The 15,426-nt window shown below is 74.2% G+C and carries 12 protein-coding genes; 6 read left to right on the top strand and 6 right to left on the bottom strand.

Features of this window, described 5'->3' with window-relative positions; all coding sequences use genetic code 11:
• Window positions 1-30: 30 nt before the first annotated feature.
• Window positions 31-1,083, top strand: a complete 1,053-nt coding sequence (locus tag CCZ36_RS30390; protein ID WP_069742225.1) for a LacI family DNA-binding transcriptional regulator — start codon at window positions 31-33, stop codon at window positions 1,081-1,083.
• Between the two features lie 106 nt (window positions 1,084-1,189).
• Here the strand turns inward: CCZ36_RS30390 and CCZ36_RS30385 are convergent, their stop codons facing one another.
• Window positions 1,190-3,400: a phage holin family protein gene (locus CCZ36_RS30385; protein ID WP_069737199.1), complete on the bottom strand. Its 2,211-nt coding sequence runs from the start codon at window positions 3,398-3,400 to the stop codon at window positions 1,190-1,192.
• 253 nt (window positions 3,401-3,653) lie between these two features.
• Between CCZ36_RS30385 and CCZ36_RS30380 the strand changes: the two genes are divergently transcribed.
• Window positions 3,654-4,436, top strand: a complete 783-nt coding sequence (locus CCZ36_RS30380) for an MBL fold metallo-hydrolase (RefSeq protein ID WP_234427745.1) — start codon at window positions 3,654-3,656, stop codon at window positions 4,434-4,436.
• Window positions 4,433-5,071, top strand: coding sequence for a DedA family protein (locus CCZ36_RS30375; protein WP_069742223.1), 639 nt, complete (start codon window positions 4,433-4,435; stop codon window positions 5,069-5,071). The genes CCZ36_RS30380 and CCZ36_RS30375 overlap by 4 nt, the downstream gene beginning before the upstream one ends.
• An 80-nt stretch (window positions 5,072-5,151) precedes the next feature.
• Here CCZ36_RS30375 and CCZ36_RS30365 read toward each other — a convergent pair whose 3' ends face one another.
• Window positions 5,152-6,585 carry an aminotransferase class I/II-fold pyridoxal phosphate-dependent enzyme gene (locus CCZ36_RS30365; protein WP_237302764.1) on the bottom strand — a complete coding sequence of 478 codons (1,434 nt, stop codon included), beginning with the start codon at window positions 6,583-6,585 and terminating at the stop codon, window positions 5,152-5,154.
• 290 nt (window positions 6,586-6,875) lie between these two features.
• Between CCZ36_RS30365 and CCZ36_RS30360 the strand changes: the two genes are divergently transcribed.
• From CCZ36_RS30360 to CCZ36_RS30350, 3 genes are all read left to right on the top strand, one after another.
• Entirely contained in the window at window positions 6,876-8,390 is a 1,515-nt protein-coding gene (locus CCZ36_RS30360; RefSeq protein ID WP_128819016.1) for a bifunctional phosphatase PAP2/diacylglycerol kinase family protein, read from the top strand.
• 228 nt (window positions 8,391-8,618) lie between these two features.
• A complete protein-coding gene (locus CCZ36_RS30355) occupies window positions 8,619-9,440 on the top strand; it encodes a methyltransferase domain-containing protein (RefSeq protein WP_128819015.1) in 822 nt (273 codons plus the stop codon).
• 69 nt (window positions 9,441-9,509) lie between these two features.
• The gene (locus CCZ36_RS30350) at window positions 9,510-9,863 is read left to right on the top strand and encodes a VOC family protein (protein WP_003965046.1); all 354 of its coding nucleotides are present in this window, start codon (window positions 9,510-9,512) and stop codon (window positions 9,861-9,863) included.
• 187 nt (window positions 9,864-10,050) lie between these two features.
• On the opposite strand, the gene CCZ36_RS30345 is transcribed toward CCZ36_RS30350, so the two are convergent.
• The 4 genes from CCZ36_RS30345 to CCZ36_RS30330 form a co-directional block, all read right to left on the bottom strand.
• Window positions 10,051-10,290, bottom strand: a complete 240-nt coding sequence (locus CCZ36_RS30345; RefSeq protein WP_069737206.1) for a LapA family protein — start codon at window positions 10,288-10,290, stop codon at window positions 10,051-10,053.
• Between the two features lie 142 nt (window positions 10,291-10,432).
• Window positions 10,433-12,190 carry a CocE/NonD family hydrolase gene (locus CCZ36_RS30340; protein WP_069737207.1) on the bottom strand — a complete coding sequence of 586 codons (1,758 nt, stop codon included), beginning with the start codon at window positions 12,188-12,190 and terminating at the stop codon, window positions 10,433-10,435.
• Between the two features lie 216 nt (window positions 12,191-12,406).
• Window positions 12,407-13,369, bottom strand: coding sequence for a S66 peptidase family protein (locus CCZ36_RS30335; protein WP_128819014.1), 963 nt, complete (start codon window positions 13,367-13,369; stop codon window positions 12,407-12,409).
• Window positions 13,366-15,384 carry a S9 family peptidase gene (locus tag CCZ36_RS30330; RefSeq protein WP_128819013.1) on the bottom strand — a complete coding sequence of 673 codons (2,019 nt, stop codon included), beginning with the start codon at window positions 15,382-15,384 and terminating at the stop codon, window positions 13,366-13,368. Before CCZ36_RS30330 ends, CCZ36_RS30335 begins: the two co-directional genes overlap by 4 nt.
• Window positions 15,385-15,426 lie beyond the last annotated feature (42 nt).

The raw sequence follows: 15,426 nt of genomic DNA, 5'->3' as shown, positions 1-15,426 counted from the left end.
GGCGACCTGCCTGCGGGTATAAAGGGCTGCATGACAGCCGAAGTGCCGCAGCCCGTACGCGCCACGACCCTGGAGGACGTGGCGGCCGTGGCCGGTGTGTCACGGGCGACGGTGTCCCGGGTGATCAACGGGGCGACCACGGTGGACCCCGCCCTGCGCTCCGTCGTCGAGCAGGCGGTGGCGACCACCGGCTACGTGCCCAACCGGGCCGCGCGTTCGCTGGTGACCCGGCGGACCGACTCGGTGGCCCTGGTGGTCTCCGAGCGTGAACGGCGGCCGATGTCCGAGCCGTTCGTCGGCCGCATGTTCTCCGACCCGTACTTCGGACGGGTCGTCAGCGGACTGCTGGAGGTGCTGCGCCCGGCGGGGATCCAGATGGTCGTGATGCTGGCCGACGACGAGGCGTCCCGGACCCAGCTGCTCTCCTATCTCCGGCACGGCCATGTCGACGGGGTCGTGCTGATCACGACGCACGCCGACGACCCGCTGCCCGGGCTCCTCCAGGAGACCCGGATGCCCGCCGTCCTCGCGGGCCGTCCGCACAAGCCGTCACCGCTGGCCTATGTGGAGGTGGACCAGCACGCCGGGGCGCGGCTGGCGGCCGATCACCTCGCCGCGGAGGGGCGGCGCCGCATCGGCACGATCACCGGACCGCAGGACATGCCCGCGGGGCAGGTCCGGCTGACCGGTTTCCTGGAGGCCTGCGCCGCCCATGGCATCGAGGATGTGGCCTGCGCCGAGGGGGACTTCACCCATCTGGGCGGGGCGGCGGCGATGCGTCGGCTGCTGGCGGACCGCCCGGACCTGGACGGGGTGTTCATCGCCTCCGACCTGATGGCGCTGGGGGCCCTGCCGGTGCTGCTCCGGGCCGGTCGCGATGTGCCGTCCGACGTCGCGGTGGTCGGCTTCGACGACAGCAGCGCCGCCGCGGCCTGCGATCCGCCGCTGACCACGGTCCGGCAGCCGGTGGAGGAGATGGCGGCGGAGATGGCCCGGCTGCTGCTGAAGCAGATCGGCCGGCCGGGCGGCCCCTCCCCCTCGGTGCTTTTCCCGCCGGCGCTGGTACGGCGGCAGTCGGCCTGAGCCGCGGGACCGCGGGAGGGCGAAGACCTGCAGAGAGCGGGGGCCTTCGGAGAGCGGGGGCCCTCTGAGAGCGGGGGCGCAAGCCCTGAGAAGCGTGAGCTGTCGGTCAGACCGTCGTTCCCGGCCCGTCCGGCACCGGAGCCTCCGTCGGCGCGGGGGGCTTCGCCGAAACCGGAGTGTCCGCCGGCAACGGCTCGTCCGCAAGCTCGGCCCCCGCGAAGCCCTTCGCGCGCACCGGGACCTGGGGCCCCGAGGATTCCTGGAGCCAGCGGGTGAGCACCCGGTGGACCGCCTCGGCGCCCACCAGACCGCCGCCCGGGGGCGGGGGCGTGCCCTCCGCGGTCTCGGCGGCCACGATGTCGAGCGGGTCCGTGAGACCGCGCGGCCAGAGCAGGAACGGCCGGGACTGTTCGCCGCCGAGGCCGCCGTGCGAGCCGATCTGCTCCTCGAAGGCGTGCACGGTGCCGGTGTCGGGGTCGTACATGGAGTTGACCATGACGTCGGCGACGTGCGGGAAGGTGTCCGTGCGGCGTACGGCGTCGGCAGCCCCGGCGTCGAAGCGGGCGAGCGGGCCCTTGCCGTCCGCCAGTTCGGCGACGGGGACCTCCTCGCCGCCGGGCCCGAGCACCACGGAGCCGTCATCCCCGCCGACCAGGAGGAAGCCGATCCCCGGGTGGTTGGCGAGCGTGGAGAGCAGGGCCGGGTGACGGCGCTCGATCTGTTCGCGGGTGGCGCGTCCCTCGATGTCGGGGAGGGAGATCAGCCCGAGGTTGCCGGAGGCCAGCACGATCGGGTCGGAGAGCTTGGCCGGGTGCTCGTCCTGCTGCCCCTCGACGGGGCGGTGCAGCGCGATCCGCACCGCGTCGCGGGCCTCGGAGGCGCTGCCGGTGCGCTGGGCGCGGCGGGGCACGGGCAGCCCGCAGCCCGCCCGGACGAGGTCCTTGAGCGTGAGCCCGTACTTCCCCGCGAAGGTCTCGCCGGGGCTCTGGCCGTGGTCGGAGAGGAGCACGATCCGGTAGGCGCGCGGGGTGTGGTCGGCGATCTTGGCGATCAGGGCGAGAGAGCGGTCGAGGCGTACGAGGACCTTCTCGGCGTCGCGGCTGTGGGGCCCCGAGTGGTGGGCGACCTCGTCGTAGGCGACGAGGTCGGCGTAGACAGCGGTGCGTCCGGCGAACATGTCGCCGAGGACGGCGGCGACGACCACATCGCGCTCCACGACGGTGGCGAAGGCGCGGATGAAGGGGTAGAGCCCGCCGCGCTTGACCCGTGGGGTGACCTTACGGGCGCGGGCCCGGGTCGACTGGCCGATCTCCCGGAACACCTCGGCGACGAAGGAGAGGGCGGTCCGGGTGGCGTTGGCCGGGTCGGAGAAGTAGGCGAAGTATCCCGCGCGGGAACGGCGGCCCTTGCCGCGCCGGGCGGCCATGGAGAGCACCAGGGCGAGCTGTCCGGCGCCGCCGCTGAAGAGGTTGCCCCGGCTCGCCCCGTCGACGGTGAGGAGGCCCCCGTCGTGGGTGCGCCGGATGGCCCGCCGTTGCATTTCGAGGGCGCTCGCGGGGCGGCTGGAGACCATGACGGTGCGGGTCTCCTTCTCGTACCAGCGGAACGCGGGCACGTCGTGGTTGCTGCCGTGCAGGATGGCGAGCTGGCTGGCGCCGGTCTGGCTGGACCAGTCGGTACGCCACGGGGTGAGGCGGTGTCCGGAGGAGTCGGCCAGCCACCCGGCGACGGTCGGCATGAGCCCGGCGGCCGCCGCCTTGACCAGGACGTCGTGGCCGACGCCGTCGAGCTGGAGGAAGACCGTGCCGGGCGGTCCGTCGCGGCCGGGTTCGGCCGGGCCCGGGGATCTGCCGCGTCTGCGTCGCCGGTCGGCGAGCCGGGACAGCCGTCGGCGGTAGGCCTCGTCGTCGCGGACGGCGAGGGCGGTGGAGGTCGCGGAGGCGACGGCGGACATCACCGCGGCGACGACGACCGCGGTCTCCGGCGCGGCGTCGCCGCGGCCGTCCGGGATCAGGCGCAGCGCGAGCAGCAGCAGCGAACCGTTGAGGAAGAAGACCAGGGCGCCGAGGACCAGGGCGGGCACGACGAGCAGGGACCGGACGAGGACGGGCCACACCAGGGCGGAGAGCAGCCCGAACGCGCCCGCGCCCCAGGCCGCGGTGAACGCCGTCCTGGTGATCGTGTCGCCGTCGGCGGACTGGAGCCGGAAGTCGGGCAGGGCGCCGGCCAGTACGAGCATGGTGAGGGTGGACACCGCCCAGACCGCGATCACCCGCATGAGGGCCCTGCCCGTCGTACGCCACTTCCCGTCACCCACGCCGGTCCACCTCACGCCCTCCCGCTCCCGGGCCCGGTGGGTCCGGGGCCCGCCCTTCAGCTTTTCACAGCGTCGCTCCCGGTCAGCGGCTGCGGCGACAGACCCACGGCACGGCGCGGCGGTACGGGGGGCGCATAGGCTCGTACCGGCAGCGCACCCGGTCACGGGCCGCGCGGATCGGACGTGGACCGGCCCGGGGATCGTCCCGGGGACCGGACGAGGATCGTCCGGGTATCGAGCGAGGAGGGCGGACGTGCCGGTGGAGGTCACTTGGTGGGGTCATGCCACCTGCACGATCGAGGATTCGGGGGTGCGGGTGCTGACCGACCCCCTCTTCGTACGGCGCTTCGCGCATCTGCGCCGCCGCCGGGGCGAGGTGCCGCCTCCGGAGGCCGCGGTGGCCGAGGTGGTGCTGGTCTCCCATCTGCACTCCGACCATCTGCATCTGCCGTCGCTGGCCCGGCTGGCTCCCGGCAGCAGGCTGATCGTGCCGAGCGGCGCGGTGGCGGCCGTGCCGGGGCTGCGGATGCTGCGACGGGTGCGGCAGCTGCACGTCACCGAGGTGCGGCCGGGCGACACGGTGCGGATCGGCGAGGTGCGGGTGCGGGCGGTCCCCGCGCTGCACGACGGGCGACGGCTGCCGGTCGGGCCGCACCGGTCGCCCGCGCTCGGCTATGTCGTCGAGGGCGAGGCGCGGACGTACTTCGCCGGGGACACCGGGCTCTTCGACGCGATGGCCGACGCGGTGGGGCCGGTGGACGTGGCACTGCTGCCGGTGGGGGGCTGGGGGCCCTGTCTGGGGCACAGCCATCTGGACCCGGCCCGGGCCGCCGAGGCGCTGACCCGGCTCGCGCCCCGGTCGGCGGTGCCGGTGCACTACGGGACGTACTGGCCGATCGGCATGGACGCGGTGCGCCCGCACGAGTTCCACGCACCGGGTGACGAGTTCGTACGGCACGCGGCGAAGCGGGCGCCGGAGGTGGCCGTGCATCTGCTGGGGCACGGCGAGCGGGTCAGGCCGGAGGCCGGCCGGTGATCCAGGAGATCCAGCAGGTGGTGCGGGAGCTGCCCACCGAGTCGACCCAGCAGGCGGTCGGCTATCCGACGCTGTTCGCCCTGGTGGCGCTGGGGTCCTTGGTGCCTGTCGTGCCGACGGGGGCGCTGGTCAGTTCGGCGGCGGTGGTGGCCCTCCACCAGACGTCACCGCTCGCCCTGCTCTTCGTGTTCCTGGTGGCTTCGGCCGCCGCGTTCCTCGGGGACATCTGTCTGTACTGGCTGGGACAGCGCGGGGTGCGGTCGAAGAACGGGTCGAAGTGGCTGGAGGCGATAACCCGCCGGGCCGCGCCGGAGCGGCTGGCCCAGGCGCAGGAGAAGCTGGCGGAGCACGGCGGAACGGTGCTGGTGCTGTCCCGGCTGGTACCGGCCGGGCGGATCCCGGTGATGCTGGCGTGTCTGCTGGGCCGGATGCCGCTGCGGCAGTTCGCCCGGGGCGATGTTCCGGCGTGTCTGGCCTGGGCGGCGACGTACCAGCTGATCGGGATCCTGGGCGGTTCGCTGTTCCCGGAGCCGTGGCAGGGGGTGGTCGCGGCGGTCGCCCTGACGCTGCTGATCAGCGGGGCGCCGGCGGTGTGGCGCGGGCTGCGGGAGCGGTTCGGCCCCGCGTCCCCGTAGCCGTAGCCGTAGCCGTAGCCGTAGCCGTAGCCGTAGCCAGGCTCGTCGGCCGTACCCGGCAGCCGTGGTCCGCAGCCTGCTCAGCGCAGGTCGGCGAAGACCGCCGCGAAGCCGTCCAGGGCCCGTGCCACATGCGCGAGCTCCAGGGGCTTCGCCGCGGCGAGGGACTCCTGCCGCTGCTGCGGTGTGGCCCCCAGCAGCGGACCGGTGCCCAGCCGTACGCGCAGGGCGCCCAGCTCGTCCCCGAACCGGTGGCCGCCCGGGGCCGGCGCGCCGAGCCGGTCGGTGAGGTACTCCTCCAGCTCCATGGAGTCCGTGACGCCCAGCTCCGCCAGCCGGGAGCGGAGCGGGCCGAGGTCGGCGTAGAGGTGACAGCCCGCATGCGGGGGACGGGCCAGCGCCCCGGAGCCGAGGACCGCGCGGTGGGCGGCCGCGGCGACGTCGGTATGGAGCGCCGCGGCCCGCCGGATCCGGTCGCGTACGGAGTCGGGCTCGCCCAGGGCGTGGGCGGCGGCATGGGCGACCGGGCCGGCCACGAGGGCGCCGAGTGCGGTGAGGATGTCCAGGGTGCGGGCGTGCCGGACGGCGGCGCGGGCGGTGTCGGGGAAGCGGGCGACGGCGGCCGGCCAGGCGGCCGGCAGGAGCGCTCCGGACAGGTCGGTGATCACCGTGACGTCGTCCGGGCACATCTCGGCCGGGCTGAGCAGGACGGTGTCGCGCGGGCGGTGCACGGTGTCGCGCCAGGTCTCGTCGCTGATGATGTGCAGCCCCTCGTCGACGGCCGCCTCGCAGGCCTCGCGGACCAGCTCGGGCAGGGCGACGGTGGCGGTGGGGTCGTCCACGACGGACAGGAGCAGCAGTTTCGGCCGGCCGCCCTCCGCCCGGACCCGGCGGACGGTCTCCAGCAGCGCGTACGGGTCGGGGACGCCGCCGCATTCGGCCGGGGAGGGCACGTGGTAGGCGGGGTGGCCGAGCAGTCGGGCCTGCGGCATCCAGGCGGCGGGGCAGGGGCGCGGCATGAGGACGTCGCCGCCGTGGGCGCCGATGAGGGCGAGCAGGAGCGGCTGGGCTCCGGGGGCGGCGGCGATCCCGCCCGCCGTGCCGTGCAGCCCGCGCCGGTCCCAGTAACCACGGGCCGCCTCCCGCAGGACCGGCCCGCCGCCGGGCGGTTCGGGGCGGGTCCGGGCGGAGGCGGCGGCGAGGACGGCGGCCAGCTCGGGCAGGACGGGCAGGCCGGGGTCGGGGGCGGGCGGCCCGTACCGGACGGGGCCGTGGTCCTCGTGCGGAGGGGCGGCCAAGGGGCGGGGCCGGCGAGGCTGGTCCTCCTGAGCACGGGCAGCCCGGTCACCTTGGGCGCGGGCAGCCTGCTCCCCCGACCGACGGGCCTGATCCCCGTGCGCACGGGCGATCGGGTGGCCTGGCCGACGCACCTGGTCCCCCTGGGCGCGGGCGTCCCGATCGCCCGGCTGATCGGCCCGCTCCCCCGCCGGGCCGGTGTCCTCGGTTCCCGCCATCCGCGCCTCCTCCGCCGCTCGTCGCGCCGCGTCTTCGAGCCTTCGCGTCCCGCCCGGCCGGACTCGCCCGCCCCGTGCCCGGAGCCCGGGTGCCCGAGGCCCCGGCAGTTGGCCTCTGGCTTCTTTATACGGAGGTTCCGGGCCGTCCGCCCGCCCAGTCCCGCGCCCAGGCGCACACCCGCGCCGCGGGCAGTCGCCGCGTCGGCCTTTCCCCGCTCGGTGGTGGCGCGTGGGCGGGGTCTCAGCGCGCCTGCTGGTTCATCGCGGCCCGGAGGGGTATTCGCTGACCCATGTCCACACGGAGAACCTCACCCACCGCCTCCACCGCCCCCGCCGTCGCCCGGCTGCGCGGCTGGCTGCAGGGACGCGACCTGGCCGTCTTCCGGAGCGTCGCGGACCGGCACTGGCCGGGTGCCGATCCGCTGCTGCCTCGGCTGAGCCGGAGCGCCAACCACGGGCTGCTCTGGTTCGGGGCGGCGGCCGGGATCGCGGCCCTCGGGGGCAGCGCGCGTTCACGGCGGGCGGCGCTGCGCGGGGTGGCGTCCCTCGCCGTGGCGTCGGCGGCGATCAACACGGTCGGCAAGGGGGCGGTGCGCCGCGAGCGGCCGATAGCGGACCTGGTGCCGGTGGTGCGGCAGCTCAAGCGGCAGCCGGTCACCACCTCCTTCCCCTCGGGCCACGCCGCGTCGGCGGCCGCCTTCGCCACCGGGGTGGCCCTGGAGTCCAAGGGCTGGGGCGCGGTCCTGGCCCCGGTCGCGGCGGCTGTGGCGGCCTCCCGCGTCTACACCGGCGTGCACTACCCGAGCGATGTGCTCGCGGGCGCGGCGCTCGGCATCGGAGCCGCGTTCGCCCTGCGCGGGGTCGTGCCGACCCGGGGCCAGCTGCCAGCGCCCGGCCGGCCGCCCGGAGAGGCCCCGGCGCTGCCCGCGGGCAAGGATCTCGTCGTGGTGGTGAACCGGGAATCCGGGACGGCCACCGCGACCGCGTCGCTGGTGCGCGAGGCGCTGCCGATGGCGACGGTCATGGAGGTCGCACCCGCCGATCTGCCGACGGCCTTCGCCGAGGCGGCCGGCCAGGGCCGGGCGCTGGGCGTCTGCGGGGGCGACGGCACGGTGAACCTCGCGGCCTCCGTGGCCGCGACGCACGGGATGCCCCTGGCGGTCTTCCCCGGCGGCACGCTCAACCACTTCGCGTACGACCTGGGCATCGAGACCGTCCACGACACTGCCACCGCCCTCTCGGCGGGCGACGCCATCCGGGTGGATCTCGGCCGCTTCCGGCCGGGGCCCACGGGCGCGGACGGAGCCGACGGCTATTTCCTCAACGCCTTCTCCCTCGGCGTCTATCCGGACCTGGTGCGTACCCGGGAACACTGGTCGCCGCGCATCGGCGGCTGGCCGGCGGGTGTGCTCGCGGCAGTCCACGTGCTACGCGGGCAACGCCCCCTGGAGGCCGAATTCCAGGGCCGCAGGCGACGGTTGTGGCTGGTCTTCGTCGGCAACGGGCTCTTCCGGCGCGTCGGCCCCAACCCGGGCCGCCGCCACAACCTGGCGGACGGCCTGTTGGACGTCCGGGTCGTCCACGGCGGCCGGGGGCCCGCCCTGCGCCTGCTGGCGGCGGCGGTGGCGGGACCGCTGACCCGCTCCCCCGCCCATGCGGCCGTACGGAGGCGCCAGGTGCGGATCGGCGGACTCGCGCCGGGGACTCCCTACGCGTACGACGGCGAAGTGGCCCACTCCGGAACGGAGCTGTTGATCGACAAGCTGCCGGAAGCGCTGACGGTCTACTGCCCGATGCCCGTCTGACACACGCCGGGCACGCGGCAGACGGGCGACAGGCGACAGGCGACAGGCGACAGGCGACAGGCGACAGGCGACAGGCGACAGGCGACAGGCGACAGGCGACAGGCGACAGGACCAACGATGTCCGTATAGCAAGACGCCCATCTCACCATCCGACATCGCGGCGTACGGTGGTTCCGTCGCCGCGCCCGTCGGCGCGGGGCTTCCGGGAGAGGGAGAGGGCGTTACGTCATGCCGAAGGACACCGTCAGGGACACCGCCGTGTACACGCACGGCCACCACGAGTCGGTCCTGCGCTCGCACCGCTGGCGGACCGCCGCCAACTCGGCCGCCTATCTCCTCGACGAACTGCGCCCCGGGCTGGCCGTGCTGGACGTCGGCTGCGGGCCCGGGACCATCACCGCCGACCTGGCCGCGCTGGTCGCGCCGGGCCGGGTCACCGCGGTGGACGCCGCCACCGACATTCTGGGCCAGGCCGCCGCGGTGGCGGACGAACGGGGCCTGGAGAACGTTGAGTTCGCCGTGGCCGATGTGCACGCCCTGGAGTTTCCCGACGACTCCTTCGACGTCGTCCACGCCCATCAGGTGCTCCAGCATGTGAGCGATCCGGTCCAGGCGCTGCGCGAGATGCGGCGGGTCTGCCGGCCCGGCGGCGTGGTCGCCGCCCGGGACAGCGACTACGCGGCGATGACGTGGTATCCGGAGACGCCGGGCCTCGCCACATGGCTGGACGTGTACGGGCGGGTGGCCCGCGGCAACGGCGGCGAGCCCGACGCCGGTCGCCGCCTCCTCTCCTGGGCGCGGCGGGCCGGGTTCACCGACATCACCCCGACCGCGGCCGCCTGGTGTTTCGCCACCCCGGAGAGCCGCGCCTGGTGGAGCGGCCTGTGGGCGGACCGTACGACGGACTCGGTCTACGCCGAGCTGGCGGTGGCGGGCGGTCATGCGAGCGCCGGGCAGCTCACGGAGATCTCCGGGGCGTGGCGCTCCTGGGGTGAGGAGGGCGACGGCTGGTTCATGGTCCCGCACGGTGAGGTGCTGTGCCGGGTGTGAGGTGAAGCGGGGCTCCGGCCCGCCCGGAATCGATCACACCGGTCGCGGCCGCCAACTACCCTCGTACCCATGGAGATCCTGGGAACCACGCTGCGTATCTGCGTCGACGACCTGGAGGCCGCGGTGGCCTTCTACGAGGGGCTGACGGGCACGTCGGCCCTGCGCTTCGAGCGCGGTGGGGTGTCGGTGGCCGCGATCGGCTGCTTCCTGTTGATGAGCGGGCCGGAGTCGGAGCTGGAGGTGCTGCGCAAGGTGGGGGCGACCATCGCCGTCAAGGACGTCGACGAGGCGAACGAGGCGCTGACCCGGGCGGGCGCGCGAGTGATCGCGGGACCGGTGCCGACCCCGGCGGGCCGCAACCTGATCGCGCTGCACCCGGACGGCTCGGTCTTCGAGTACGTGGACCGCAACGTCACCGTCTGAACCAACCGCCCGTCCGCCCGGCCGCCCGGGGTGCGGTGCTCTTCCCTCCGGGGCCGCAGTCGGAGGTCGGACGGGGCGTCGTGGACCACGATCGTACGCCCGAGGATCATCCTCGCCGCGGCGGCGCAGACCCCTCCAGCGGTTTCGCCGACAACGTGCGGAGGCCGCAACGGTCGTGAGCCCGTCGTCACTTTCCCCGGCGGCGGAAGAGATAGCCGCCGCAGCCGAGCCCGATGAGGAACATGGCCGCCAGCGCGGACCACAGTGGCATCGTCACCTCGGGGATGAGCACCCGGATGGTGACGTCGTCGGTGTTCACGCAGATGAACACGATGACGAGCACGACCAGCACGCCGACCGCGATGCGCCCGGGAGTGAGCCACCCCTGGGCGCGCCCGCTGTCGCTCGATACGTCCTTGGGGCTCATGGGTCCGGCCCTTTCGCTCGTTCCTCGCCCGATCCGGCCCGCCGTCGTGCACGGAGGCGCCCCCGGGGTCCCAGCATGAGCGGATGCCGGTGCCGGAGGGCGGTGCTGTTGGACCGTTCGGGTGAACGGGTGGGGCCAGAGGTCAGCCCGCCGGGACCACCGGGAGCTCCAGTACGCCGGTGTCCTCGGGGGCGTGCCGGACGGTGACGGGCTTGATGCCCCGGTTGCCGAAGTACGCGGTGTCGCCGGCGGCGATCACGAACTCCAGGCGGTGCCCCTTCTCGTACCGGTGGACGATGCCGGGCAGCTCGACGGTGAAGGGCCGGGTGACGTCGGGGACACGGACCGGGGAGACGAGCCGGTTGACCAGCTTCCGGCTGCCGTCGGGGGCGACGTCGTAGACCTTGGCGAACAGGACGAGTTTGTCGGAGGCGTCGCCGCTGTGCTGGACCCGCTCCGCCTTCGGCGAGCCGACCTTGAGGGTGGCCTTCGGCGCACCGACGACGTCGAGGGGGGCGGTGAGAGGTTCGCTGCGCCAGCCGAGGTAGGTGCCCTTTGTGTCGTACGGCTTCGGGTCGGGCAGTCCGATCAGCGGGGCGATGGAGCTCTCGGAGTGGCTGGTGGGCACGAGCCAGTTGGTGTACTGGCGGCTGCCGCGCGCGACCTTGGCCCGGTTGTCGACGAGCTTGCCGTCGCCGGAGAGGTAGAGGGACTGCGAGAGGGCGGGGACGTCGGCTGCCGTACCGTAGCCGCTCTGCCAGTCGCGGTAGTAGGAGAAGGCGGGTCCGGTGTCGGCGCCGGTGTTCTTGTGGAGGTAGCGGTCGAACCAGGCCAGCACTCGCTGTCCGACGTGGCTCGTCTCCAGATTGCCCTGGCTCAGGTCGAGTTCGCCGGGGACCTGGCCGCCGCTGTGCCCCCAGGACTGCCAGATCATCTTGGTCTCGGTGCCCTGCGCCTTGAGCGTCCGGTAGGTGGCGGTGGCCTCGTTGAGGTTGAAGAGGCTGTCGGCCTGGCCCTGGACGATGAGGGTGGGGGCCTTGACCCGGTCGAGGTAGGAGACGGGCGAGACGCTGCGCGCGTACGCGAGCATCTCCTTCGCCTTGTCCGTGGGGTAGCGGCCGGAGTTGAGCAGCCGGATGGTTTCGCAGGCGCGGGTGGCGAAGTGCAGGCAGTCCAGCCGGTTGATCCGGGAGGGGTCCAGGCTCGGGTTGAGGAGCGGCTGCCCTTCGCCGATCAGGTAGAAGCCGTTGGCCCACTGCCACTTGAAGACGCCGGGGGTGTCGGAGGTGACGCCGGTGCGCGCCCCGGTGTTGTTGGGGGCGAGCGCGTAGGCGAGGTCGTTCCAGGTGATCAGCGGGACGAGGGCGTCGACGCGGGGGTCGACGGCGGCGGTCGCCAGCTGGATCGCGCCGCCGTAGGAGCCGCCGATCATGCCGACGCGCGGGTCGCCGTCGGCGTCCCGGGTGACGAAGTCGGCCCGCGTCCCGTCGTCGGCTGCGCGAACTCCCCCGAGGAAGTCCAGGAGTTCACTCGCGGCCTGGCCGTCGACGGCGGGGTCGTCGAGGGTGATCAGGCAGCCGGACCCGCCGAAGCCGAGGCCCGAGTAGACGAGCCCGACGTAGCCGCGTTCGGCGAAGGCCTTGCCGATGGCGTCGGTGGAGCCGTCGGACTTGCTGCCGCCGAAGCCGTTGGTGGCGAGGACGGCGGGGGCGGGGTTGTCGGCGTCGGCCCCGGCGGGCCGGTAGAGATCGGCGTCCACCGTGCAGGTGCGGTCGCCCGCGTCGACGGTGAACGTCAGCGGGGTGACGGTGTACGGGGCGGCGTCGGCCCGGGCCGGGCCGGCGAGGACAAGGGGGACGACGAGGGCCGCCCCGGCGACCGCGACGAGCGGGCCGCGCACTCTGGAAACAGCACCTGACACGAAGACCTCCACACCGAGGGCACCTTACCGACCGGTAAGTATTGGGTCACGCTCATGCTGTGACACAGGTCATAGCCGTGTCAACGCATCGGACAGCGGTTCTTGACGGATGTTCACGTTCCCCGCGCGAAAGCACACACGTTCGCGCCCGCACAGAAGGCGGTGCGGGCGCGGATCGCAAAGAGGCCGAGGAGCTCAGAGAAGGGCGGGCACCTGAACGGTGAGCGCGCAACGCCCGCCGTCCGCCGGGGCGTCGAGCACCGCGGGCAGCCCCAGGGGGATCGTCAGCGCGGTCGCTCCGTGGCCGAATCCCAGCTCCTCGACCACGGGTATGCCCAGGGGGCCGAGCCGGTCGGCGAGCACGGCGCGGATCTTCTCGTACGGCCCGCACTCCTGCAAGGAACCGCAGGCCACCCCGGCCACCCCGGCCAGGGCCCCGGAGCGCAGGAGCCGGGTGAGGATGCCGTCGAGCCGGTAGGGCTCCTCCCCGGTGTCCTCGATCACCAGCAGGCCGCCGCGGGCGTGGGTCCGGCCGCCCGGGGTGCCGGTGTCGGCGGCGAGCAGGCTGACGCACCCGCCGTACAGGACGCCCTCGGCCCGGCCGGGGACCAGGGTCCCGGCCGAGGCGAGGCCGAGGGTGCGCACGGTCTCCGGTTCGAAGAGCGTGGCGCGCAGGTGCTCGCGGGTCGGCGCGTCCTTGAGGAACGTCTCGGTGGCGACCATCGGTCCGTGCAGGGTGGCGAACCCGGCCCGCAGGGCGAACGCCTCGTGCAGCACGGTGATGTCGCTGTAGCCGACGAACACCTTGGGCCCCGCGGCCCGGATCGCCGCCCAGTCGACCAGGTCGACCATCCGGTGTGCGCCGTAGCCGCCCCGGGCGCAGAGCACGGCCTCCACGGACGGGTCGCACCACGCGGCCCGAAGATCCGCGGCCCGGTCCGCGTCCGCCCCCGCGAGGTAGTCCAACTCCGGGTGGGTGGAGCGGACATGGGGTCCCACCACGGGTTCGAGGCCCCAGTCGCGCAGGACGGCGAGGCCTTCCTCCAGCCGGTCGGCGGGGACCGGTCCGCTGGGCGCGACGACGGCGACCCGGGAGCCGGGACGCAGCCGGGCAGGCCGGGCGAGCGGGGTGGCCGAGGCGTCGTCCCGGCGGGTCACGTGGTCAGCCCCAGGGGCGGTACGTCGGCCCGGTCGATGCCGAACGTCTGCGCGTAGAGGGAGAGTTCAGCCTCCAAGGCGCGGACCAACGTCTCCACGCGCCGGAATCCGTGGCTCTCCCCCGCGAAGGCGATATAGGCGTGGGGGATGCCCCGGTCGGCCACGGCGGCGAGGAACCGCTCGCTCTGGGCGGGCGGGCAGATCACGTCGTCGAGCCCCTGGAGCAGCAGGAACGGGGTGCTGAGCCGCTCGGTGCGGTTCATCGGGGAGCGTTCCCGGTACCGCTCGGGCACCTCGGCGAACGGGCCGACGAGGGACTCCAGGTAACGCGATTCGAAGTCGTGGGTCTCGTCGGTGGCCCACCCTTCCAGGTCCAGGATCGGGTAGAGGATCGTTCCGCAGGCGTAGAGGTCGGTGCTGGTCAGCGAGGCGGCGGTGGTCCAGCCGCCCGCGCTGCCGCCCCGGATCGCGAGCCGTTCCGGGTCGGCCGCGCCCTCCTCCACCAGGGCCGAGGCGACGGCCGCGCAGTCCGCCACGTCGACCAGCCCCCACGCGCCGCGCAGCCGTTCGCGGTAGGCGCGTCCGTAGCCGGTGGAGCCGCCGTAGTTCACCTCGGCGACGCCGATGCCGCGCGAGGTGAAATAGGCGATCTCCAGGTCGAGGACGAGCGGGGAGTGGCCGGTGGGACCGCCGTGCGCCCAGACGACGTACGGGGGCTTCTCACCCTCGGGACCGGTGTGTTCGGGGTGGTGCGGCGGGTAGATGTGGGCGTGGATCTCCCGGCCGTCGGGGCCGGTGAAGGTGCGCTGCTCGGGGACCGGATAGTACGCGGGGTCGACCGCGTCCCGGTGGGGTGCGCCGATGGTGCGGGTGCGTCCGGTCGTGGTGTCCAGCTCGACGACCTCGGGGGCGCTGCGGGGGCTCGCCGCGACGCCGACGACCCGGCTGCCGTGCACGGTGAGCGTGTCGGACCAGGCGGTCCAGGGGCCCGGGGCGTCGGCGAGTTCGCCGGTCTCCGGATCGAGGATGCCGAGGCGGTGGTCGCCCTTGCCGTGCAGGACGGCGATCAGCCCGTTGTCCAGCGGATGGAACCAGCGCAGCCCGATCTTCCAGAGCGGCCCGCCGAACTCCTCGCCCCGGGGCGGCAGCAGGCGGCTGCTGGGGACCGCACCGCCGGCGACGGCGTCGGGGCGGATCCGCTGGAGCTCCCACCAGCCGGAGAGGTCGGTGACGAACAGGAGGCTGCCGTCGCGGTCCCACTCCACCTGGCAGACCGATTCGTCGAGATTCCCGACGAGGGGCCGGATACCGGTGAGTTCACCCGCTTCGGTGATGTCGGCCAGCATGACCACCGTGCCGTCCCAGGGCATCGCCGGGTGGTCCCAGGCGATCCAGGCGGCCCGCCGCCCGTCGTGGGAGACCTTGGGGCCGGTGACGAAACGGTGCCGTCCGTCGGAGAGTTCACGGACCGCCGTCCGGTCGTCGGCCGCCGAGCCGTCCAGCGGTACGGCGGCGACGACCCGTCGTACGTCGGTGGAGGCGGGGCCGGTGAACTCCTCCAGCACGCACCAGACTTCGCCCGCCGCTCCCTGCTCCGGGCGTACCTGCGGGTCCACCCAGCGCAGCCCGCCGCCGACCTCGGAGAGAGGGGTGAGCGGCCAGGGCCCGTCCGGCCCGTCGGGGGCGTAGGCGTACAGCCGCTGGTCGGTGAAGTGGACGAACACCACGAGGAGTTCACCGTCCTCGCGCACCGTTCCGGCCCAGGGCTGTCCGCCGTACTCGATCACCCGGCTGCGGGCGTTCCAGGGCGCGGGCAGCGCGGGTGCGGTGGTGCCGTCCGCGCGGCGGCGCATCAGCGCGCGGCGGCCGCCCTCGGCGGGGCGCGGCTCGGTCCACCAGACCTCGTCCCCGACGGTGCCGAGATGGTCGGGCCGGCCGTCGTGCGAGGCGGCGAGCGCCGCGTCGATCGGCGACGGCCAGGTGCCGTACGGCGCTGCCGCGGGCACGGTGTTCACGTTGGGCGGTTTCACGTCGGACGGTCCCCCCGGGGCACGGTC

Source organism: Streptomyces sp. S063 (genome assembly GCF_002832675.1).
Lineage (GTDB): Bacteria > Actinomycetota > Actinomycetes > Streptomycetales > Streptomycetaceae > Streptomyces > Streptomyces sindenensis.
This window is presented reverse-complemented; position numbering and strand designations above follow the sequence as displayed.